General features: G+C 73.8%; 17 protein-coding genes. 5 read left to right on the plus strand and 12 right to left on the minus strand.

From position 1 onward, the window contains the following. Window positions 1-8: 8 nt before the first annotated feature. The 3 genes from MNZ39_RS12135 to MNZ39_RS12145 are packed head-to-tail and all read right to left on the minus strand — an operon-like array spanning window position 9 to window position 1,952. Window positions 9-341, minus strand: a complete 333-nt coding sequence (locus MNZ39_RS12135) for a hypothetical protein (RefSeq protein ID WP_242338763.1) — start codon at window positions 339-341, stop codon at window positions 9-11. Beyond that, window positions 341-1,519, minus strand: coding sequence for a hypothetical protein (locus MNZ39_RS12140; RefSeq protein WP_242338765.1), 1,179 nt, complete (start codon window positions 1,517-1,519; stop codon window positions 341-343). The genes MNZ39_RS12135 and MNZ39_RS12140 overlap by 1 nt, the downstream gene beginning before the upstream one ends. After that, on the minus strand, window positions 1,512-1,952 hold the full coding sequence (locus tag MNZ39_RS12145) for a hypothetical protein (protein ID WP_242338767.1): 441 nt from the start codon (window positions 1,950-1,952) through the stop codon (window positions 1,512-1,514). The genes MNZ39_RS12140 and MNZ39_RS12145 overlap by 8 nt, the downstream gene beginning before the upstream one ends. Before the next feature lie 404 nt (window positions 1,953-2,356). Between MNZ39_RS12145 and MNZ39_RS12150 the strand changes: the two genes are divergently transcribed. Then, window positions 2,357-4,822: an OmcA/MtrC family decaheme c-type cytochrome gene (locus MNZ39_RS12150; RefSeq protein WP_242338769.1), complete on the plus strand. Its 2,466-nt coding sequence runs from the start codon at window positions 2,357-2,359 to the stop codon at window positions 4,820-4,822. Between the two features lie 78 nt (window positions 4,823-4,900). Here MNZ39_RS12150 and MNZ39_RS12155 read toward each other — a convergent pair whose 3' ends face one another. The 4 genes from MNZ39_RS12155 to MNZ39_RS12170 all read right to left on the minus strand — a co-directional run bounded on the left by MNZ39_RS12155 (window position 4,901) and on the right by MNZ39_RS12170 (window position 11,160). Beyond that, window positions 4,901-6,472 (minus strand): ammonia-forming cytochrome c nitrite reductase subunit c552, encoded by a 1,572-nt coding sequence (locus MNZ39_RS12155; protein WP_242338771.1) that lies wholly within the window; start codon window positions 6,470-6,472, stop codon window positions 4,901-4,903. 108 nt (window positions 6,473-6,580) lie between these two features. Then, window positions 6,581-7,978: a sigma-54 dependent transcriptional regulator gene (locus tag MNZ39_RS24940; RefSeq protein WP_242338773.1), complete on the minus strand. Its 1,398-nt coding sequence runs from the start codon at window positions 7,976-7,978 to the stop codon at window positions 6,581-6,583. Further along, window positions 7,975-9,699 carry a nitrogen regulation protein NR(II) gene (locus MNZ39_RS12165; protein WP_242338775.1) on the minus strand — a complete coding sequence of 575 codons (1,725 nt, stop codon included), beginning with the start codon at window positions 9,697-9,699 and terminating at the stop codon, window positions 7,975-7,977. Before MNZ39_RS12165 ends, MNZ39_RS24940 begins: the two co-directional genes overlap by 4 nt. A 144-nt stretch (window positions 9,700-9,843) precedes the next feature. Next, window positions 9,844-11,160: an O-acetylhomoserine aminocarboxypropyltransferase/cysteine synthase family protein gene (locus tag MNZ39_RS12170; RefSeq protein WP_242338777.1), complete on the minus strand. Its 1,317-nt coding sequence runs from the start codon at window positions 11,158-11,160 to the stop codon at window positions 9,844-9,846. 161 nt (window positions 11,161-11,321) lie between these two features. Here MNZ39_RS12170 and MNZ39_RS12175 point away from each other — a divergent pair, with 161 nt between their 5' ends. Beyond that, window positions 11,322-13,142, plus strand: a complete 1,821-nt coding sequence (locus MNZ39_RS12175) for a long-chain fatty acid--CoA ligase (RefSeq protein ID WP_242338779.1) — start codon at window positions 11,322-11,324, stop codon at window positions 13,140-13,142. 17 nt (window positions 13,143-13,159) lie between these two features. Here the strand turns inward: MNZ39_RS12175 and MNZ39_RS12180 are convergent, their stop codons facing one another. From MNZ39_RS12180 to MNZ39_RS12195, 4 genes are all read right to left on the minus strand, one after another. Continuing rightward, on the minus strand, window positions 13,160-14,224 hold the full coding sequence (locus MNZ39_RS12180) for a hypothetical protein (protein WP_242338781.1): 1,065 nt from the start codon (window positions 14,222-14,224) through the stop codon (window positions 13,160-13,162). Between the two features lie 12 nt (window positions 14,225-14,236). Beyond that, window positions 14,237-14,647 (minus strand): secondary thiamine-phosphate synthase enzyme YjbQ, encoded by a 411-nt coding sequence (locus MNZ39_RS12185; protein ID WP_242338783.1) that lies wholly within the window; start codon window positions 14,645-14,647, stop codon window positions 14,237-14,239. Between the two features lie 162 nt (window positions 14,648-14,809). Then, window positions 14,810-15,937, minus strand: coding sequence for an ArsA-related P-loop ATPase (locus tag MNZ39_RS12190; RefSeq protein WP_242338785.1), 1,128 nt, complete (start codon window positions 15,935-15,937; stop codon window positions 14,810-14,812). Continuing rightward, window positions 15,934-16,875, minus strand: a complete 942-nt coding sequence (locus tag MNZ39_RS12195; RefSeq protein ID WP_242338787.1) for an ArsA-related P-loop ATPase — start codon at window positions 16,873-16,875, stop codon at window positions 15,934-15,936. The genes MNZ39_RS12190 and MNZ39_RS12195 overlap by 4 nt, the downstream gene beginning before the upstream one ends. A 41-nt stretch (window positions 16,876-16,916) precedes the next feature. Between MNZ39_RS12195 and MNZ39_RS12200 the strand changes: the two genes are divergently transcribed. Together MNZ39_RS12200 and MNZ39_RS12205 are read left to right on the plus strand one after the other, a co-directional pair. Continuing rightward, window positions 16,917-17,231, plus strand: a complete 315-nt coding sequence (locus tag MNZ39_RS12200; protein WP_242338789.1) for a hypothetical protein — start codon at window positions 16,917-16,919, stop codon at window positions 17,229-17,231. Between the two features lies 1 nt (window position 17,232). After that, window positions 17,233-18,000 (plus strand): ParA family protein, encoded by a 768-nt coding sequence (locus tag MNZ39_RS12205; RefSeq protein ID WP_242338791.1) that lies wholly within the window; start codon window positions 17,233-17,235, stop codon window positions 17,998-18,000. A 3-nt stretch (window positions 18,001-18,003) separates the two neighbouring features. Here MNZ39_RS12205 and MNZ39_RS12210 read toward each other — a convergent pair whose 3' ends face one another. Continuing rightward, window positions 18,004-18,603 carry a polyhydroxyalkanoate synthesis regulator DNA-binding domain-containing protein gene (locus MNZ39_RS12210; protein ID WP_242338792.1) on the minus strand — a complete coding sequence of 200 codons (600 nt, stop codon included), beginning with the start codon at window positions 18,601-18,603 and terminating at the stop codon, window positions 18,004-18,006. 109 nt (window positions 18,604-18,712) lie between these two features. Here MNZ39_RS12210 and MNZ39_RS12215 point away from each other — a divergent pair, with 109 nt between their 5' ends. Beyond that, window positions 18,713-20,377, plus strand: a complete 1,665-nt coding sequence (locus MNZ39_RS12215) for a zinc-ribbon domain-containing protein (protein ID WP_242338795.1) — start codon at window positions 18,713-18,715, stop codon at window positions 20,375-20,377. Window positions 20,378-20,473 lie beyond the last annotated feature (96 nt).

Genomic DNA, 20,473 nt, shown 5'->3' on the forward strand with positions numbered 1-20,473 from the left:
GTCCGGGCCTAGCCCAGGCCCTCCTGCGTCGCGCGGAACTTCAGGAACTCGTAGATGCGCTGCGCCTGCTCCTCGTTGATGCCGGAGTTCGGGCGCCGCAGCATCTTCTTCATGTAGCGCTTCCACTGCTGCGAGCTGAAGTGCGAGTTCACCGCCCGCGCGGCCGGGTGGCACTTGTTGCACTTCCCGATGAGGATCTCGTACCGGCGCTGCTGCTCCTCCGGATACGACGAGACGTCGATGGTGCCCGGCCCGAAGTCGCGGGGATCGGGGGGCGCCTTCTCGGGCTCGGCCTGGAGCACGAGCCCCAGGACGGCGGCGGCGGCGAAGGTGACGGACATCAGAAGGCTCCTCCGAATCCGAGGTGGATGGAGTGGAAGTCCTGGAAGGGCGTCGTGCCGGGCGGCGTGCCGATCATCGTCTTGTCGCTCCAGTACTCCCACCCGAGCTTCACGTACGTGGACTGTGCCGGCGTCAGGACGAGCCCCGCGGTGTAGCGCACGAGGAGGCTGTCCGGCGTGATCGTGGAGCCGGGGAGGGGTACGCCTTTACGACGGAGCTCGTCGTAGCGGTAGACCATGTCCACGTGCTTGCCGAGCGGGTGCTCGATCTCGGCGTACCAGCCCTCCTTCATGACGAAGGGGTCGACGATCGTCCACTTGTAGCCCTTGGCGGCCGTGTCGATGTCGGTGCGCCGCGCCGCGTACTCGCCGCGCAGCGTGACCGGGCCGAGCTTCATGGACGCGTCCGCGCCGACGGCCGCGTAGTCGAGCTTCGCCGCGCGATCGTAGCGGCCGCCGGTGGCCGAGGCGCCGACGCTCACGTCGCCGAAGAAGCCCTTGCCGGAGGAGGCCCAGGTGACGGCGAGCCGACCGCCGCCGGCGGGCTGGTCGTTGTTGTCGGTGTAATAGACGGTGCGCAGCGAGGTGAAGTCGAGGTCGTTCGAGCCGCGCATGCCGGCGACGCCGTAGAGCCCGTACCAGACCTGCAGGCTCTCGCCGAGCCAGGTGATCCCGTACAGCAGGGCGCCGGTGTCGGAGTAGGGCTGGGGCATGACGCCGAGGTTCATCGCGTTCTTCTCGCCGTACGCCATGCGGCCCATGTCGTAGATGAGCGGCGCGGACACGGTCTTGTGTCCGGACTGATCGACCCGGTTCGCGTATTCACCGAACGGCACCGCGATGCGCCCGGCCTGGACGTTGAACCAGGTCTTCGGCGTGTAGTCGAGGTGGGCGTGCTCGAGGTCGATGCCGTGGCAGCTGAAGCACGCCTTGGCGGAGAAGGCGAGGTCGTCGTTGATGTCGACCTGGACCTTCAGCGACGCGTCCGGCGAGACGCTCCGCGGCGTGCGGGCGGCGATGTCCCGCCGCTCGATGCCCCAGTAGTCCACGTACACGGAGCCGGAGACGATCACGTTGTCGCCGCTGGCGCGCGCGGGCGGCGCCCAGGCGAGCAGGGTGGCGGCGAGGGCGAGCGCGGCGGCGGCTGCGATCCGCCGGGGTGCGCTGCGGCTAGTCATTCGGCGCTCCGTTCGCGATCCAAGCCTCGATCGCCTGGATGTCGGCCTCGTCGAGGGCGGCGTCGCCGATCGGCATCGCGCTCGCGACCCCGCCGACGTCGCCGGCGGTGCCGCGCAGCTTCATGACGAGGTAGCTGCCCGCGGGATCGAAGGGCTCGACGAGGTTCAGCGAGGCCTGCTGCGAGGGGGACGCGACGAGCGCGCCGTAGGCCAGGCCCGCGTCGAGGGGCGGGTACGCCGGCGGAGACTCGCCGGCGTGGCACGAGGCGGTGGCGCACCGCGGGACGAGGATGTTCAGCTCGAGCGTGGAGAAGTGCTCGGCCGGTCCGCCGGGGACCTGGATCGGCTGAGGCACGCCGATCCCCGGCTCGGGCGCGCACGCGGCGAAGAGGGAGGAGGCGGCGGCGAGCGCCATGGCGAGCTGGCGCGTCACGGCCGCCCGCTCGAAGTTCCGCTCGGCTCGAGCCAGCCGGAGGACGCACCGCGCCGCCCGGCGCCCCCGAGGGCCTCCGCGCACGCTCCGCTCTCCAGGATGCGAGGCCGGCCCGCAGGGCCTCGGCCGATTCGCATGTCCATCCTCCCCGCCGCGACGGCTCGTCCGTCGCGGAGTCGGTCCCGGCGCGCATGGTACGTGCCGAGATCCTGTGGGTGTCAACTTCGCGGCTGTCGCCTTGACGCGGCGCAGTCCGCACCTCTGCGCCGGTGCGCTGCCGGTGACCGACGCGCGCGCACCTCGCGACTGCGTGGCGGTAAGCGGAATGTGCCTCTCGGTTGCTTCGTGCTATGGCGACGAGACGCGAGCCGGGGAAGGCGTCGGCGCGCGCGCCGGGAGGATCGATGAGTCGCCGGTTCACGAACAGCGGTTGGGCCGCGGCGGTCACGCTCGCGCTGCTCGGCGGATGCCAGCAGGCGCCGAAGCTCGGCGCCGCCGTGGGATCGCCCCCGCCGACCGGGCCGAGGATCGAGATCATCGGCGCGGCGCTGGACGCTGCCCAGCACGTCGTCGTCACCCTGCAGATCTCGCGCGACGAGCGGCCCCTCGGCCTCGCGGCAGCGCGGTCGCTCGGCCCGGCCTTCACGCTGGCGGCGCTCTCTCCGGATCCCGTGAACCCCGGCACCGCCCTGCCCGCGTGGCGCAGCCTCTTGCTCACCGGCGCGGAGACGCTCGCGAACCTCCCCGTGGCAGGGCCGGGCACGCCCGACGGAGCGGTGCTCCACGGTACGCGCCAGCCCGGCGCGGAGACGGCCGGGACCTGGACGGACCAGGGCGGCGGCGCGTTCACGTACACGCTCGCGGCCCCGCTCCCCGCCGGCCAGGACCTCGCGGAGACGCTGCGCGTCGGCGCGTTCCTGACCGGCGTCGCCGGGACCCAGCTCACCACCTCGACGTTCGACTTCGTGCCGAACCACGGGCCGCTCCGGGGGCGCGAGCTCGTTCTCGACACCGCCTGCGCGAGCTGCCACGGCACGCTGCGCGCGCACGACGGGTCCCGCACCGGTACCCGCATCTGCGTCACCTGCCACACGTACCAGCACGCGGACGGGCAGACGGTGGATCCGGCCGCGCCCGCCGCGGCGACCGCCGACACGGATCCGAACCCGCTCGAGCTGTCGCGCCTCGTGCACCGCATCCACCGCGGGAAGAACCTGCCGACGCTCTACGTGGCGAGCAGCGCCGTGGAGGCGCCGCCCATCGGCGCGACGAGCCCGAAGCCGTTCTTCACGGGGCGCAACACGCCGCTCCTCGGCCGGAGGTTCTCGGTGATCGGCGCGGAGAGCCGCGAGCGGATCTTCGGGCAGGTGGTCGCGCGCACCGACAACGGACAGCCGGCGAAGCTGGTCGCGCGCGGCGTCACGTTCCCCGTGGACCTCCGCAACTGCACCACGTGCCACGCGGGGGCGGCGCGCGAGGCGGCGCTCGCGACCGAGATCTCGCGGCGGAGCTGCCAGGGCTGCCACGCGGACGTCTGGTTCGGGGCGGGCGCGCCGCCGGACCCGGTCCACTTCGCCCACTCGGGCGGGCCGCAGCCCGACGACACGGGCTGCGCGAAGTGCCACGTGTCGCTCCCGGGGGATCCGGCTGACCAGGTGGACATCGCGGAGGCGCACGTCGCGCCGCTCCGGAGCCCGCGGCTGAACAGGCCGACGCTCGAGATCGTCGAGGTCAAGAACGCGCTGCCCGGCATGTCGCCGACGATCGTCTTCACGGTCTCGGATCGCGACGGCCTGCTCACGTCCCTGCTCTCGCCGACGCCGGCGCTCGACGCCACGAGCCCGGTGCCGCGGGGCGCCTTCGACGCGGCCCCGGGGCACAGCGGCTACTTCGAGGCCACCATCGCGGGCCCGGCCGATCCGGACTTCCGCTCGCTCGGCGCGGCCTCGCTCCCGATCAGCGAGCTCGTCCCGGTGGACATGGCGGCGGACGTGAACGGCCGCTTCAGCTACACGTTCAAGGCGACGCTCCCCGCCGACGCGAGCGGCACCTGGATCGCCGGCCTGGACACGCGGCGCGGCGCCTACACCCCGCTATGGGACCCCGTCGCGAACGCGTTCGCCTGGCCGTACACGGGCGAGTCCCTCTACGAGCCCGCCGACACCGCGACGGTGTGGATCGATCTCGCCGCGGGCGGCACGGGCGGGGGAAATCCGACGCCGCGCCGGCGCATCGTCGACGTCGCGAAGTGCAACGCCTGTCACGTGCGCATCGCCTATCACGGCCAGATGCGCATGCGCGTCGAGTACTGCTCCGCGTGCCACACCCCGGAGCGGACGGACTGGCACGCCCGCCCCAAGACCGCCGCGGGCGACACGGACCTCGCGAGCACCTACGACGGGATCGAGGAGCGCTCGATCCACTTCAAGGTGATGATCCACCGGATCCACACGGGCGGGCGCTCGGGCACGGCGGAGCTCTCGACCCTCCGCCCGTACGTCTCGTACGGTCGCTACGGGAGCTTCCGCTTCCGCGACATGGGCGAGTTCCCCGGAGACCTCGCCCGGTGCACGCTCTGTCACCTGGAGGGGACCTACCGCGTCGAGGCGGTCCCCGCGACCTCGCCGCCCACCGTCGCGAACGAGACGCCGACGATCCGTCACGCCGGATCGTCCGCTCACGGGGCGGACGAGCCGACGACGCCCCCGATCGCCGCGGCGTGCACCGCGTGCCACGCCACCGCCTACGCGATCTCCCACGCGGCGCGCGAGACGGGCAACGGCAAGGAGCAGTGCGTCTCCTGTCACGGCGTGAAGGGCCCGCAGTCGGTGGACAAGGTCCACCGCCTCCCGCTGCCGGTCCCCCTGTAGCCCCGCGCGAAGGATGCGAGAGGGCCCCGCTCGCCGCTCGAGGCGGCGGGGCCTCGCCGTACCCTCGCCCGCGCCCCGCTACTTCGCCTTCTCCGCCGGCTTCCCTGGCGCGGGGGCGGGCGCGGGCGCGGGCGGAGCGGCCGCCGGGTGCGTCCCCGGCGCCTGGGCCGGGCCGGGCTGCGCCGTCGGGACGACGACGACCTTCACGTCGGGCTTGAACGTCGCGTCGCGCAGCACGAGCTGTCCCTGGCGCGCGTAGTCGACGGAGTCGCCGAGGATCCGCAGCGCCTCCTGCGGGGCGTGGAAGCCGGTGGAGTTCTCCGCCTCGACGAAGTCCAGGTAGAACTGCGCGCGCCGCTGGAGGTACCGCGCCGCGTCGAGCTGCTCGGGGGTGGCCTTGCCCTCGCCCTGCGCCTTCTGGATGTCGCCGATGAGATCCATGAGCGCGTCCATCGCGATGTTCCGCTGCTTGTAGAAGCGGTCCTGCTCCGTGAGGACGCGGTTCTTGAGCTCGTCCGGCTTCACGCCCGCGTGGCACCTCGTGCAGGACGCCTCGACCTTGAGGAGCGGGCTGTTCACCTGGTGATCGGTGATCTTCTCGCCCTTGTACTGGATCTCCGGCATGTGGCAGTCGACGCAGGTGACGCCGGACCGGGCGTGGATGCCCTGGTTCCACATCTCGAACTCGGGGTGCTGGGCCTTGAGCGCGGGCGCGCCGGTCGTCTTGTGGACCCAGTCCTTGAACTTGATCTCGTCGTAGTACGCCAGGATGTCGTCCACCCGGATGCCGTTGAACCAGGGGTAGGTGAGCTGCTTGTCGTCGCCCTTGAAGTAGTACTCGACGTGGCACTGCCCGCAGACGAACGCGCGCATCTCCTTCTGCGAGGCCTGCTTGTTCACGTCGTAGTCCTTCACGCCCAGCTTCGCCTTGAGGGCGCGCATGCCGTTGATGAAGCCGGGCCGCGTGACCCGCAGGGCCATCGTCTCCGGGTCGTGGCAGTCGATGCAGGCGACCGGGTGCTCGACGAGCTTGCGCGTCTCCATGTAGGGCATCGCGTTCATCTTGCGGAACCCGGCCTCGAGGTCGCCGTTCCCGAGCTTCTTGTAGGGGACGTACACGGAGCCGTGGCACTGCATGCACGAGCCCGGCTGCTTCACGACCGCTTGACGCTTCGTGAAGGTCTGGTCCTCGAGCATGTACGCGTGGCCGCGCTCCTCGCGGAAGTCGACGCTGAAGGCGTAGCCCGCCCACATCGTCTTGAGGCGGGGGTCCTCCTCGATCTTCTCCTGCGAGACGACCGAGCGCGGGTCCGCCTCGTCCGGCGTGCGCGGCAGCGCCTCCGAGCCGCCGTACTTCGTGCGGACCTGGTCGACGGTCTTCTTGTAGGTCTCGTACTCGAGCGGATACTGCTTGCCCCACACGGCGGGATCGACGGTCTCGTCGGTGATCTGCGGGCCGGCGGCGGCGGGCGCGGCCTTCGCGGCCGGCTTCTTCGCCTTCGCGGCGGGCTTCTGCGCCTTGGCGGCGGGGGCGGGCCTCGCGGGCTTCTCCTGGGTCTGCGCCCGCGCGAGCGTCGCGGCGGCGCCGAGCAGCGCGACGAGGCCGAGGGCGAGCGCGGCGCGGCGGTTCTTGGGGGTCCGGTCGGTCATGGCCCCGTTGTGCAGCACGCCTCCCCGCGGCGAGGACTGCCAATGCGGGGCACGCCCGCCAGGGACGACGTGCAAACGGCCGCTTGCGGGGGAGGCGAACCGGCGGGCTCACCGGTAGTCGTCGCGCGACAGCCCGTACGCCTTCATCTTCTCGTACAGGTTCCGCTCGGCGATCCCCGCGGCGCGCGCGACCTCGCCGACCCGCCCGCGGTGCTCCTTGAGGAGCCGCGTCAGGTACTCGCGCTCGAACCGCTCGACGAGCCGCTGCTTCGCCTCGAGGAGCGGCAGGGACGGGTCCACGAGCGCCGCCGCGCCGTACGCGTCGGCGCGCGGTCCCGCGCCGAGGATCGGGGCGATCGCCGCCCACCCCATGAGCACGGCGCGCTCGCAGAGGTTGCGCAGCTCGCGGACGTTGCCGGGCCACGGGTAGGCGCGGGCGGCCGCGATGACGTCGGGCGGGGGCAGCGGCGCCCTGCGGCCGTAGCGCTTCGCGAACGAGCCCAGGAAGTGCTCCATGAGCGCGGGCAGGTCGCTCGTCCGCTCGCGCAGCGGCGGCAGGCGGAGCGGGATGACGTTCAGGCGGTAGTAGAGGTCGTCCCGGAAGCGGCCCTCGCGGACGAGCGCCTCGAGATCGCGGTTCGTCGCCGCCACGATGCGGACGTCCACGCGGATGGCGTCCTGGGCGCCGACGCGCGTGAGCTCCTGCTCCTGCAGCACCCGCAGGAGCTTCGCCTGGATGGCGAGATCGAGGTCGCCGACCTCGTCGAGGAACAGGGTCGAGCCGTGCGCCTGCTCGAACCGGCCGATCCGCCGCGCGACGGCGCCGGTGAACGCGCCCTTCTCGTGGCCGAAGAACTCGCTCTCCATGAGATCGCGCGGGATGGCGGTGCAGTTCACCGCCACGAAGGTGCGGTCCCGCCGCCCCGAGCGGTGGTGGATGGCGCGGGCGACGAGCTCCTTGCCGGTGCCGGTCTCGCCGCGCAGGAGCACCGTCGCGTCGGCGTCGGCGACCTGCTCCACCATCGAGAAGACCTCGCGCATCGCCGGCGAGGTCCCGACGATCTCCTCGAACCCGGACGCCCGCTCGAGCTCCCCGCGCAGGCGCGTCACGTCGCGGCGCTGCCGCTCGTGCGCCACCGCGTGGCGGAGCACGAGCGCGAGCTCGTCGTAGCGGATGGGCTTCGTGAGGTAGTGGAGCGCGCCCCTGCGCATCGCCTCGACCGCCGTCTCCACCGTCGCGTGCGCGGTGACGAGCACGACCGGCAGCGCGGGGCGGAGCGCGTGCACGCGATCCATGAGGGCGATGCCGTCGAGATCCGGCATCTTGAGATCGGAGACGACGGCGAGCGGGTCCGACTCCTCGAGCCGCGCGAGCGCCTCCGCGCCGGAGGAGGCGACGAGCACCTCGAAGCCCTCGAGGGAGAGGTTCGCCTTCGCGACCTTGCGCGTGCCGGGATCGTCGTCCACGACGAGGACGAGCCCCTCCGCGGCGACCGGGGCGCTCACGCCACCTCCGGAGCGGCGGAGCCTGCCGCGGGATCGGAGGGCCCCGCGGCGGCGCGGCGGACGGGGAACCGGATGGCGGCGACGGTGCCGCCGCCCTCGCGGCGCGAGAGGGCGAAGCGGGCGCGGTGCTGCTCGACGGCGCGCGAGACGACGACGAGGCCGAGCCCGGTCCCCGTCGGCTTCGTGGTCACGAAGGGCCGCAGCACCTCGTCGAGCTCCTCGGCGGGGATCCCGCAGCCGCGGTCGCGCACCTCGACCAGGATGGTCCCCTCGCCGCCGGCGGTCTCGTAGCGGCTCGCGAGCTCGACCGGCGCGCCGCCGCCCGCCTCGAACGCGTTCTGGAGGAGGTTCACCAGGGCCTCGGTGATCATGGGGGCGTCCACGTCGAGCACGGGCAGCTCCGGGGCGAGCTCGAGCCGCACCGCGTCCGCCGGGAGGCCGCGCGCGACGGCGGCCTTCCGGGCGGCCTCGCGCAGGAGCCGGTTGACGGACACCGGCGCCAGCTCCGGCTCGCCCGGGCGCGCGACCTGGAGCAGCTCGGAGACGAAGCGGTTCACCCGCTGGACCTCCGCGTCGATGAGGCCGGCGTACTCGGCGACCTCGGCGTCGCCGTCGAAGCGCCGGCTGAGGAACTGCGCCGCGCCGCCGATCGCGTTGAGGGGGTTCCGGAGCTCGTGGGCGATCTGCGCGGACATCTGCCCGAGCCCGGACAGCCGCTCCGCGTCGAGGAGCCGCCGCTCGAGCGTCCGCCGCTCGGCGATGTCGCGGATCACCATGACCGTGCCGAGGTACGCGCCGTCCGCGTTCTTCACCGGCGCGTAGGTCGTCTCGAACCGCCCCTCGCGCTCCTTGATGATCGAGTGCGCCGGGCCGGCGTCGTCCCCGTCGCGGAGGTAGCGCAGCACGCGGTCGAGCATGGAGTGCGAGGCCTTCGGGTGGCAGTCGCGGAGCGGCCGGCCCGCCCCGCCGGTGAGGTTGCGCAGCACGCGGCCCGCCTTGTTCACGAGCGCGACGCGCTCGTCCGCGTCGATGAAGAGGACGCCGTCCGCCATGGAGTCGAGGATCGCCTGCAGCCGCGAGAGGTCGGCGGCCCGGGCCTCGCGCGCCGCGTTCGCCGCCGCCAGCGCCTCGGCGAGCCGCTGGGTGCGATCGGCCACGCGCCGCGCCGCCCGCAGTACGAGGACGACCGCGATGCCGATGGCGAGGAAGGTGAGCCCCACGAGCGCCCAGATGCGTCGCGCCGAGGCGGCGAGCCTGGGCCCGAGCTCGGTCGTGTCGAGCGCCACGAGGAGCGCCCCGTTCACGGTCGCGGCGCCGTGGCAGCCGCGGCACGCGGGGCCGTTCGCGATCGGCTTCGAGAGGACGAAGCGGCGCTCGGTCCAGCGCGCCTCGGCGCCCAGGTCGAGGCGCGCGGGCGTCTCCCCCGCCGCGAAGCGGATCCGGCCTTCGGGGCCGGCGAGCGCCGCGCCGGCCACGCCCTGGGTGCGCGCCACCGCCGCGAGGATCGCGCCCATGCTCTCCGGCCGGTGCTCGTCCATGGCCTCCGTGACGGACCGCTCGAGCGCCTCGGCGAGCGCGCCAGCGCGACCCTCCACGAGCCGGCGCTCCGCGTGCGCCTCCTCGGTCTGGAGGTACGCGCCCGCGACGCCGGAGACCACGGCCGCGACGGCCAGGAGGAGGAGGGCGGTGCGGCCCGCTGCCGCGTAGGTCCCGACGGGCATGGCGCCGGAACCTACCGCGGGCGGACGGGAGCGGGGAAGGTGCCCGTCCGCCGCGGGCGCGGTGGAGGACGCGCGACCGCGGCGCCCGGGGCAGGCGACGGCGCGCGGCGGCGGGCCCCGGGGGACCCGCCGCACGAGGGGGCGTCAGCGCGCCGCGGCGAACGCCGCCTCGAAGTCCTCCTTGAGGTCGTCGATGTGCTCGATGCCGGTCGAGACCCGGATCTGATCGGGCGTGACCCCGGCGCTCTGCTGCTCCGCCTCCGAGAGCTGCTGGTGGGTGGTCGACGCGGGGTGGATGACGAGCGTCTTCGCGTCGCCGACGTTCGCGAGGTGCGAGGCGAGCTTCACCGAGTTGATGAACGCCTTCCCCGCCTCGAACCCCCCCTTGATCCCGAAGGTGAAGACGCCGCCGAACCCGTTCCGGAGGTACTTGCGGGCCCGCTGGTGGTGGGGGTGCTTCTCGAGCCCGGTGTAGTTCACCCACGCGACCGAGCGGTGCGTCTCGAGCCACTTCGCGAGCGCGAGCGTGTTGTCCACCTGGCGCTGCACGCGCAGGGAGAGCGTCTCGAGGCCCTGGAGCAGGAGGAACGCGTTGAAGGGCGAGAGCGCCGGCCCCAGGTCGCGGAGCCCCTCGACGCGGGCGCGGATGATGAACTGGATGTTGCCGAACGGCCCCTTCGGCCCGAACACGTCGTTGAACACGAGGCCGTGGTACCCCGGCGAGGGCTCGGTGAAGACCGGGAACTTGCCGCTCGCCGCCCAGTCGAACTTGCCGGAGTCGACGATCACGCCGCCGATCGAGGTGCCGTGCCCGCCGATCCACTTCGTCGCCGACTCGACGACGACGTCCGCCCCGTGCTCGATCGGCCGGACGAGGTAGCCGCCGGCGCCGAAGGTGTTGTCCACGATGAGCGGGATGCCGTTCGCGTGAGCGACCTTCGCGAGCTCCTCGAAGTCGGGCACGTTCCCGGCCGGGTTGCCGATGGACTCGACGTAGAGGGCCTTCGTGTTGCCGTCGATGGCCTTCGCGAGCGCGCCCACGTCGTCGCCGTCGACCAGCTTCACGCCGATGCCCAGCCGGGGCAGCGTCACCTTGAACTGGTTGTACGTGCCGCCGTACAGCATGCTCGTGGAGACGACGTTGTCGCCCGCCTGGGCGATGTTGGCGATGGCGAGGAACTGCGCCGCCTGCCCGGACGCGGTCGCGAGCGCCGCGACGCCGCCCTCGAGGGCGGCGACCCGCTTCTCGAAGACGTCCGTCGTGGGGTTCATGATCCGCGTGTAGATGTTCCCGAACTCCTTCAGCGCGAACAGGTTCGCGCCGTGGTCCGCGCTGTCGAACGTGTAGGAGGTGGTCTGGTAGATGGGGACCGCACGGGCGTTCGTGCCGGGCGCCGGTTCCTGTCCGGCGTGGACCTGGAGCGTCTCGAAGCGCAGCTTCCGGTCGGAGGGGATGGTCATCGGCGTCCTCGGGGTTATCCGTTAAGTGAGACGAGCATCCTATTTGGCGGACAAGCGCGGCGTCAAGCCGCGTCCCCGCCTTGCGCGCTTGCTGACGCGGTCGCGTCTCCCCAGCCTCGGGGGTACAGTCCAGCCCCCTTTTCACCATGGAGACCCGACCCTTGGCCGAACTCTCCCCTCGCAACGTCCCGGAGCTGTTCCTGGAGCGCGTCGGCAAGACGCCGGCCGCGGAGGCGTTCCGCTACCCCGTGGACGGAGGGTGGAAGAGCCTCACCTGGGCGGACACCGAGGCGCGAGTGCGCGCGATCTCGAGCGGGCTGCGCGCGCTCGGCGTCGAGAACGAGCAGGTCTGCGCCATCCTGTCGTCCACGCGCATCGAGTGGGTCCTCTCCGACCTCGGCGTGCTCTGCGCGGGCGCGGCGACGAGCACGATCTACCCCTCGTCGACGCCCGAGGAGAGCGCGTTCATCCTCGCCGACTCGGGCTCGGTGGTCGCGTTCGCGGAGAACGGCGAGCAGATCGCCAAGCTCGCCTCCCGCCGCGCCGAGCTGCCGGCGCTCCGCCACGTGGTGACCTTCGACGGCCCGCCCAGCGCTGACGGCTGGGTGATCACGCTGGCACAGCTCGAGGAACGGGGGCGCGCCCACGACGCCGCGCATCCGGGCGAGTTCGAGGAGCGCGCGGCCGCCCTGCGCGGCGACGCGCTCGCGACGCTCATCTACACCTCGGGCACGACGGGCCAGCCGAAGGGCGTCGAGCTGACGCACGCCTGCTGGATCACCCAGTCGAAGGCGGTCCAGGACACCGGCATCCTCGGCCACCCCGACCCGCTGCAGTTCTTCTGGCTCCCGCTCGCGCACGTCTTCGGGAAGATGATCGGGACGGCGCAGCTGCGCATCGGGTTCCCGACCGCCATCGACGGGCGCATCGAGCGGATCGTCGAGAACCTGAGCGTCATCCGGCCGACCTTCGTCTGCGCGGTGCCCCGCATCTTCGAGAAGGTCCACGCCAAGGTGCTCCAGAACGCTCGCGAGGGCGGCGCCGTGAAGGCGGCCATCTTCCGCTGGGCGCTCGACGTGGGCCTCGCGCGCTCGCGCGCGCTGCGGGCGGGGAAGCAGCCGTCGGCCGTGCTCGCCGCCCAGTTCGCGGCCGCGGACCGGCTCGTGTTCCAGAAGGTCCGCGCGCTGTTCGGCGGGCGGCTCCGGTTCTTCGTGTCGGGCTCCGCGCCGCTGTCCAAGGACGTCGCCGAGTTCTTCGACGCCATGGGGGTCGTGATCCTGGAGGGCTACGGCCTCACCGAGTCGTCCGCCGCGACGCACGTGAACCTGCCCGGCGCGCGGCGGCTCGGGACCGTGGGCCCGGCGCTGCCCGGCATCGAGGTGAAGATCGCCGAGGACGGCGAGATCCTGATGCGCGGCCCCTGGATCATGCGCGGCTACCGCGGGCTGCCGGAGCTGACGGCGGAGGCGCTCGACGCGGAGGGCTTCCTGCACACCGGCGACGTCGGCCACCTCGACGCGGACGGCTTCCTCGCCATCACCGACCGCAAGAAGGACCTCATCAAGACCTCGGGGGGCAAGTACGTGGCGCCGACCGAGCTCGAGGGGCGCCTCAAGGTGCTCTCCCCGGTGCTGGCCCATGTGCTGGTCCACGGCGATCGCCGCAACTACGTCACCGCCCTCGTGACGCTCGAGCCGGAGGCGGCCGCCCGCTGGGCCGGGCAGCACGGCCTGGGGAACCTCTCTCCCGACGCGCTCGCGCGCGCCCCCGAGGTGAGGGCGCTCGTCCAGCGCGCGGTCGATCAGCTCAACGCGGGGCTGCCGCGCTTCGCGACCGTCAAGCGCTTCACGATCCTGCCGCGCGACTTCAGCGAGGCCGCGGGGGAGGTCACCGCCTCCCAGAAGCTGAAGCGAAAGCTGGTCGAGCAGCGCTACCGCGCCGAGCTCGACGCCATGTACCGCGAGCCGCCGCGCGGTCCCTGACGCGAGGGCGCGCCGCGCTACTCGGCGGCGAGCGTGGCGCGCAGCCGCCCGAGCGACGACTCCGCGTCCGAGAGGAACCGCACGTCCTCGACGCGCACGCGGCGGGCGAGCGCGAGCGTCTCCTCGTACGCGGTCATCGCCTTGGCGGCGAGCACGCGGACCTCGCGGCGGAGCTCCGCGCGGTAGCTCGCCGCCTGCTCGTCGTGGAGCCCGGGCGGAAGCGGCGCCTCGAGGAGCTGCTCGCGCAGCGCGTCGTACAGCTCGCCGACCCGGTATCCCGCGGCCACCGCCCACCGCTCGTCGCCGAGCCGGATGGCCGCGAGGTACTCCTCCTGGGCGGACAGGAGCAGCTGCGACTTGCGCTCGAGCTCGGCGGCGAGGGCGCCGTCGTCGCCCTGCGTCGGATCGAGCGGGGCGGCGAGGAGCGCCGCGCGCCGGAGCTCGCCGAGGTAGAAGCGGGCCTGGGCGGCGGCCGCCGGCGCGAGCCGCTCCGTCGCGCTCGCCGCCGCATACGCCGCGAGCGCCTCCCGCAGCGTGGCCTCCGACCGCGCCGGCTCGCCGCCGTCCATCTCGACGACGCCGCGCTCGGCGAGGGCCCGGACGCGCGCGGCCGCGGGCAGCTCCGGGCGCGCGAGGATCCGCTCGAGCGCGGCCCGTGCCTCGGGGAGGTCGTCGAGCTGGTAGTGCGCCTCCGCCGCGCGGAATGCCCCCTCGAGCCCCTCGGGTCCGCCGCGCGCCTCGAGCGCGCGGAACCGCTCGAGCGCGAGCCGCCACTCCGCCTGCCGCGCGTAGGCGGCGCCCGCTCCGAGGAGCGCCTCCGCGAGGTGCGGCGAGCGCGGGTACCGGTCGGCGAGCGCCGCGAAGGCGGCGGCGGCGCGCGCGTCGTCGCCCGGGCTGGCTGCGCCAGCGGCGGCGTTGCCGATCGCGAGGAGCTCCTCGTCGTTCTTGCCGGCGAGCTCCGCGTCGAGGGCGGTGCGGGCGGGGGCCTCGGGAGCGAACGTCACGCCCGGGTCTCCGGGCGGGCGGCGGGCGGTGGCGCAGGCGAGGAGGAGCGTGGCGGAGACGAGGAGGGCGCGGCGCATCGTGGGAGGAGCCTAACCCGCGAGGACCGAGAGGAGCATCTTCCGCGTTCGTGGCCCGTCGAACTCGCACAGGTAGACGCCCTGCCAGGTGCCGAGCACGAGCTCCCCGCGCTCGACGACGATCGTGGCGGAGCTGCCGACCAGCGACGCCTTCACGTGCGCGTCGCTGTTCCCCTCCGCGTGCCGGTACGCGCCGCCGGGCGGGCGCTCGGGGACGGCGTTCGCGAGCGCGAGGAGGAGGTCCGTGCGCACGTCCGGATCCGCGTTCTCCTGGATGGTGATCCCTGCGGTGGTGTGGGGGACGAACGCGACGAGGACCCCGCTCTCGACTCCGCTCCGGTGGAGCGCCGCCCGCACCTCCGCGGTGACGTCGACGAGCTCGTTCGAGGCGCGGGTCTTGATCTCGAGCGGAGGGAGGAGCATGGCCTCGGGAAGCTAAACGGCCGCGCGGGATTCGACAACGCGCGAGCGGAGCGAGGCCGCCGGGACGGACGCCGCTCCCGGCGGCGCACGGGACCCGGCGAGCAGGGATGGGGTCCCGGGCGACGGCGGTCAGCCGTCGGCGGGGCGGGGCGCAGTCCCCGTTCAGAGCCGCTCGGCGAGCCTGGCGAGACCGCGCAGGTCGTGGACGTCGCTCTCCAGGCGCGGGACCACCGCGTACGGGGCCGACACCGCCTCGAACAGCCGCTCGAGCGCCCGGCGCTCCGCCGCCGCGAGCATCTGGTGCTCGGCGAGCGTCTCCGCGAGGCGGCGCGCGAACCCGCGGTCGTTTCCCCCGCGCTCGCCGAGCGGCGACGCGAGGTCCTCCGGGGAGGGCAGGGGCGCCGCGCCCGGCCACAGATCCGGGGTGACCCGGTTCGCCACCAGCCCGGCGACCGGCATCGACTCGGCGTGGAGCCGCTCGTGGAACGCCATCGCCTCGTCGATCGAGATCGGGCTCGGCGAGGTGACGAGCACGAAGCCGACCTCCGGGCGCGAGAGCAGGGCCCGCACGGCGCCGGCGCGGTCCTTGAAACCCTCGTACATGCCCTGGAAGCCCTGCAGGAAGTCGCCGAGGTCGGACAGCGCGGCCTGCCCGGTGAAGCGCGCGAGCGTCTTCGCGACGTAGCCGCCGCCGAGCTGCGCGAGCCGGAGCCCGAGCTTGCCGGCGCCGATCGCCGGCGCGAGCAGCACGCGCGCCGCGTCGTTGCCGAGGAAGTCGAGGATCCGATCCGGCGCGTCGAGGAAGTCGAGCGCGTGGGCGGTCGGCGGCGTGTCGAGGACGATGAGGTCGTAGTCGCGGTCGGTGGCGAGCTCGTACAGCTTCTCCATCGCCATGTACTCCTGCGAGCCGGCGAGCGCGGAGGACATCTGCTGGTAGAGCCGGTTCTTCAGGATCCGCTCGCGGCGGGCGGGATCCGGCGCGTGGCGCGCGACGAGGTCGTCCCACGTGCGCTTCACGTCGAGCATCATGGCGTGGAGCTCGCCCTTCGCCCGGAGCCCCGCCTCCGCGAACTTGTGATCGGGGACGCGCGACTCGACGTTCCCGAGCGACGTGAGGCCGAGCGCGTTCGCGAGGCGGCGCGCGGGATCGATGGTGCAGACGAGCACGCGCCCGCCGGCGAGCGCGCGGTCGAGCGCGATCGCCGCCGCGACGGTGGTCTTCCCCACGCCCCCCGAGCCCACGCACACCACGATGCGCCGGCCCGCCGTCGTGTCGCGCACGGGCGTCACGGCGCCGGCTCCGGCGGCGCGGCCGCGATCGCGTCGGCGATCCGCTCGACGGCCGCCGCGCCCCACTCCGCGACGGGCAGCAGCGGGAGCACCGTGGTGGGGAGGTCGAGGGCGGCGCGCGCGCGCGCGAGGTAGCGCTGCGCCTGCTCGGCGCGGAGCGCCTGCAGGCGGGCGGCGGCGGCGGCGGGCCCGAGGGGGGGCGGCTCACCCGCGAGCGACTCGAGGCGCGCCTCCTCCTCGTGCGTGAAGCGCGCCTCGGGCATCGCGTTCACGAACAGGGCGGCGCGCGGGACGCCGAGCTCGCTGCGCACCTGGGCGTCGAGGTCGATCGCCTCGTTCACCGGCATCTCCTCGGGCAGCGTGACGATCGCGAGCGCCGTCCGGGCCGGGTCGAGCAGCAGGGCCTGCATCCACTCCGCGTCGCCGCGCAGCGGCCCCGCGGGCACCGTGTCGAGGAGCGCCGAGGGCACCCGCAGGAGCTGGACCGCGTGGCCCGTCGCGGGCGCGTCCACGATGACGACGTCCCAGCGCGGCCGGCCGCGCTCCTCGGACTTCGCCTCGAAGAGGATCTTGCCGAGCATGACCAGCTCGGCGAGCGAGGGGATCACCCGGAGGAAGTGCCGCACCAGCCGGTTCTCGAAGACGGCGTCGTAGATGGTCCGGAACTTGAGGACCATTATCCCGTACTCGCGCATCGCGTCGGGCGGGGTGACGTTCAAGGTGAAGAGGCCCGGGCGCGCCTCGCGGATCTGCGCCCCGGCCGGCGGCGCGCCGAGGAGCGGCGCGATGCGCTCGCGCGCGTTCACCTCGCAGACGAGCACGCGCTTCCCGGCGCGCGCGGCGAGCACGGCGAGGGCGGCCGACACGGTCGACTTCCCCACGCCGCCCTTGCCCGTCACCACGACGAGCCTCCGATCGAGAAGGGTCGGGGTGGGCACGAGGCTTGACAAGCTAGCGAGGGGAGGGTGACAAGTCCAACATGCCGTTCGACGAGATGCTCAGGAACCCCATGCTGAAGCGCGCCCTGGAGGCGAGCGAGGAAAGGATGGGGCGTTTCGTCGGCAAGCTCCTCGCGAGCGAGCGCGTGACCACCGGGCTGCAGACCCTCTTCTCCTCCGCGGTGCAGGCCAAGGAGACCTTCGACAAGGGCGTGCGCCAGGCGCTGCACGCGGCGAACCTGCCCTCCAAGGACGAGGTCGCCTCGCTCAAGCAGAAGCTGTCCGAGCTCGAGTCGATGATCGACGGCCTCGCCGCCAAGGTGGAGCGCGGCGCGGACGACGACGGCCGCGAGTAGCATGCGGCGGATCGCCTTCGTCAACGAGAAGGGCGGCACCTGCAAGACCACGCTCTGCGTGAACGTGGCGGCGCACCTCGCCGCGCGCGGGCTGCGCGTCCTGGTCGCGGACCTCGACACGCAGGGCCACGCCGGCAAGTCGCTGGGCGTCGACGTGCGCGGGCTCTCCCCCACCATCCACGACCTCCTCGCGGGCGATCGGCCCATGGACGCGATCGCCGTCCGGACGCCCATCCAGGGGCTCGAGCTCCTGCCCGCGAACAAGGAGCTCGCCGCGTTCCCGGTCGCGGTGGCGTCGTCGCCCGATCGGGCCGAGCGGCTCGCCCGGCGCCTCGACGCGATCCCGGCGGGCCGCTACGACGCGGTGCTCATCGACGCGCCGCCCTCGGTGTCGCTCGTCACCGAGAACGTGCTCGTCGCGGCGAGCGAGATCGTCATCCCGGTCGCGCTCACGTACCTGGCGCTCGACGGCTGCGCGGAGATGGTGCAGAGCCTCGACGCGATGCGCGCGGCGCGCGGCAGGGCGCCCGCGCTCACCCTGGTCGTCCCGACGCTCTACCGGAAGACGCAGCTCGCGGACGAGATCCTCGCGCGGCTCCGCGCGCGCTTCCCGGCGGAGCTGTCCGCCCACGTGCTCGGCTGGTCCGTCAAGATCGACGAGGCCCAGAGCCACGGGCGCACGATCTTCGAGTACGCGCCGCGCTCGTCGGGCGCGCGGGCCCTCGCCGCGATCGCCGACGAGATCCTGGCGCGCGCGCCCGCGGCCTGAGCGCTACGGCTTCGGGGCGAGGTCGTCGAGCCGCTTCTCGAGCGCCTCGATCCGCCGCGAGATGTCGTCGAGCTGCTTCCGCGCGTCCGAGACGGTGGACATCTGCTCGACCGCGGTGCGCACCCGCTCGTCGACCCGCTTCTGGAACGCGGTCATCGTCTCCTGCGACGACTGCACCATCTCCCGGGCGCGATCGCTCGTCTGCTGACCCTTCACGAGCAGGGTCTGCACCCGCTGCTCGGCGGCGGCGCGGACCGCCTCGACGCGGCCGCGCAGCTCGGCCTGCGTCCCCTCGACGAGCCGCTGCGCCACCTCGCCGCCGTGGCGGATCAGATCGCGCAGCGTGTCGAGGCTCATCTTCGAGGTCTTCTTCTCCTCCTCGAAGATGATCTGCGCGAGCGTGACGGACGTGAGATCCTCCTTCGTCCGGTTGTCGATGATCTTCACCTCGGCGCCCGCCTTGATCATCTGGGCGATCTCGTCGAGGGTCACGTAGCGCGACTCGACCGTGTCGTAGAGCTTACGGTTGGTGTAGCGCTTGATGACCTTGGGCTCGCGCCCACCCGCGGAGGGCTCGCTGGCTGCGGGGCGTTCTTCGTTCATGGGGGCCGTCCGAGGTGAGTAAGTGCGCGAACTCAAAGGATTGTTCTGGGGCGGACGCTTTGTGTCAAGCGCCGCAGCGGTGTAATCTGCGGATCCCGAGTGGGGCCGCATGATCGTCCTCTGCACCAGCTGTCAAGCGAGGTTCCGCGTCGCGGACGAGAAGATCGGCCCGCGAGGCGCCAAGGTGCGCTGCTCGCAGTGCAAGACGGTCTTCGCCGTGCAGCGTGAGCACGGCGGGACGCCGCCCGCCGCGGTGCCCGCCCCGGCGCCGCGCGCGCCGGCGCTCGACGTCGAGCTCGAGCCGCCCGCGCGCTCCTCCGCACCGGCGTCCGGCGATCCCTTCGCGTTCCCCCCGCCGCCGGAGCCGTCGTTCGCTCGCCCGGACACCTCCGCTGCCCCTTCGTTCGATCCGTTCGCCCCCGCGGCGCCCGCCGGGCCGGAGGCCGACCCCTTCGCGTGGACCATCCCGGCGCCCGCCGCGCGCGAGCCGCACGCGACCGAGGCCGATCCCTTCCAGGCGGCGGATCCGTTCGCCTCCTCGACGGCGAGCGACGATCCGTTCGCCGCCGGCGCCGGCGACGCCGCCGGCGCGCCCGAGGAAGAGGCCTCCTCCTTCGGGGCCGACCCCTGGGCCGCGACCGGCAGCGCGGCGCTCGCGGAGGTGGCGGACGGTCCCGCGGAGTCCTCGGGCCGCGCGCGCGGGCTGCCGCTCACGGACCTCGCCGACCTGCTCGGCGCCGCGCCGGCGCCCGCCGAGCCGCCGCCCGAGCCCGCCGGCGAGGCGGCCCCGCCCTCCGGGCCCGATCTGACGCTCGAGGATCGCGAGACGCCGGCGGCGTTCCGTGCGTCCGGCGGCGGCCGCGACCGCTCGCGCGGCGCGTTCGGCGGCTCGGAGCCGGCGTTCGGCGGGCCGGGTCTCGCGCTCGACTCCGAGCCCGCGTTCGCCTTCGGTGCGCCGGGCCTCGAGCTGTCCGAGCTCTCCTCGCACCCCGAGCCGTCCTTCGCACCCGCGCACCACGCCTCCGCCGCGCTCGCCCTCGCCACGGAGCCGACGCCTGCGCCCGCTCCGCGCGCCCCGCTCCGCCCGCCGCCCCTGCCGATCCCGGCGCACGTCCCCACGACGCTAGACTTCATCCCCGTCGCCGAGGTGCCGGAGCCGCACGCGCCGGTGCGCGCGGCGCCGTTCACGGCCCCGCCCGCCTCGGCGCGGCGAGGCTCCTCGGCGCGCGGCGCGCGGCTGACCGCGCTCGCCGTGAACGCCGTCGCGCTCGTGGCCGTGCTCGCCATCGCGCTCGCGATGCTCGTCGTGTGGCGCGGCGGGCGCATCGAGGCCGCGGCGTTCCGGCCGGCGGCCATCGCCGCCGCCCTCCGCCACGGCACGCCCGCGGGCCCGTTCGTCGCGTCCGACGTCCGCAGCGGCCTCTACGATAGGGAGCGCGCCGCCCCCATCCTGTTCGTCCGCGGCTCCATCGTCTCGCACGCGCCGGCGCGGGTCCGCTCGGTCCGGGTCGCGGTGGAGGTGGTGCGCGAGGGGACGGTGATCGCGCGCGGGGAGGCGCTCGCGGGGGCGGTCCCGGGCCCGGAGGATCTCTGGCGCGCGGCCACTCCGGAGGCGCTCGCCCGGGCGTCCCGCGCCGCCGCCCGGCGTGCGCCCGACGAGATCCGGCCCGGGGACGAGGTGCCCTTCCTCGTCGCGATCGACGAGTACCCGCCGCAGCTCGCCGGGGCGGCGCTGCGCATCTCCGCCGCGCCGGAGGAGGCGCGCCGGAGGTGACGGGCGCGACCGCGCCGGAGGTCCTGGCGGCGCGGCGGCTCGCGCGGCGGCTCGGGGCGCTCGAGGAGGGAGAGATCCGCGCCCGCGCCGCGGGCC

The organism is Anaeromyxobacter sp. SG66, from assembly GCF_022690805.1.
Taxonomy (GTDB): domain Bacteria; phylum Myxococcota; class Myxococcia; order Myxococcales; family Anaeromyxobacteraceae; genus Anaeromyxobacter; species Anaeromyxobacter soli.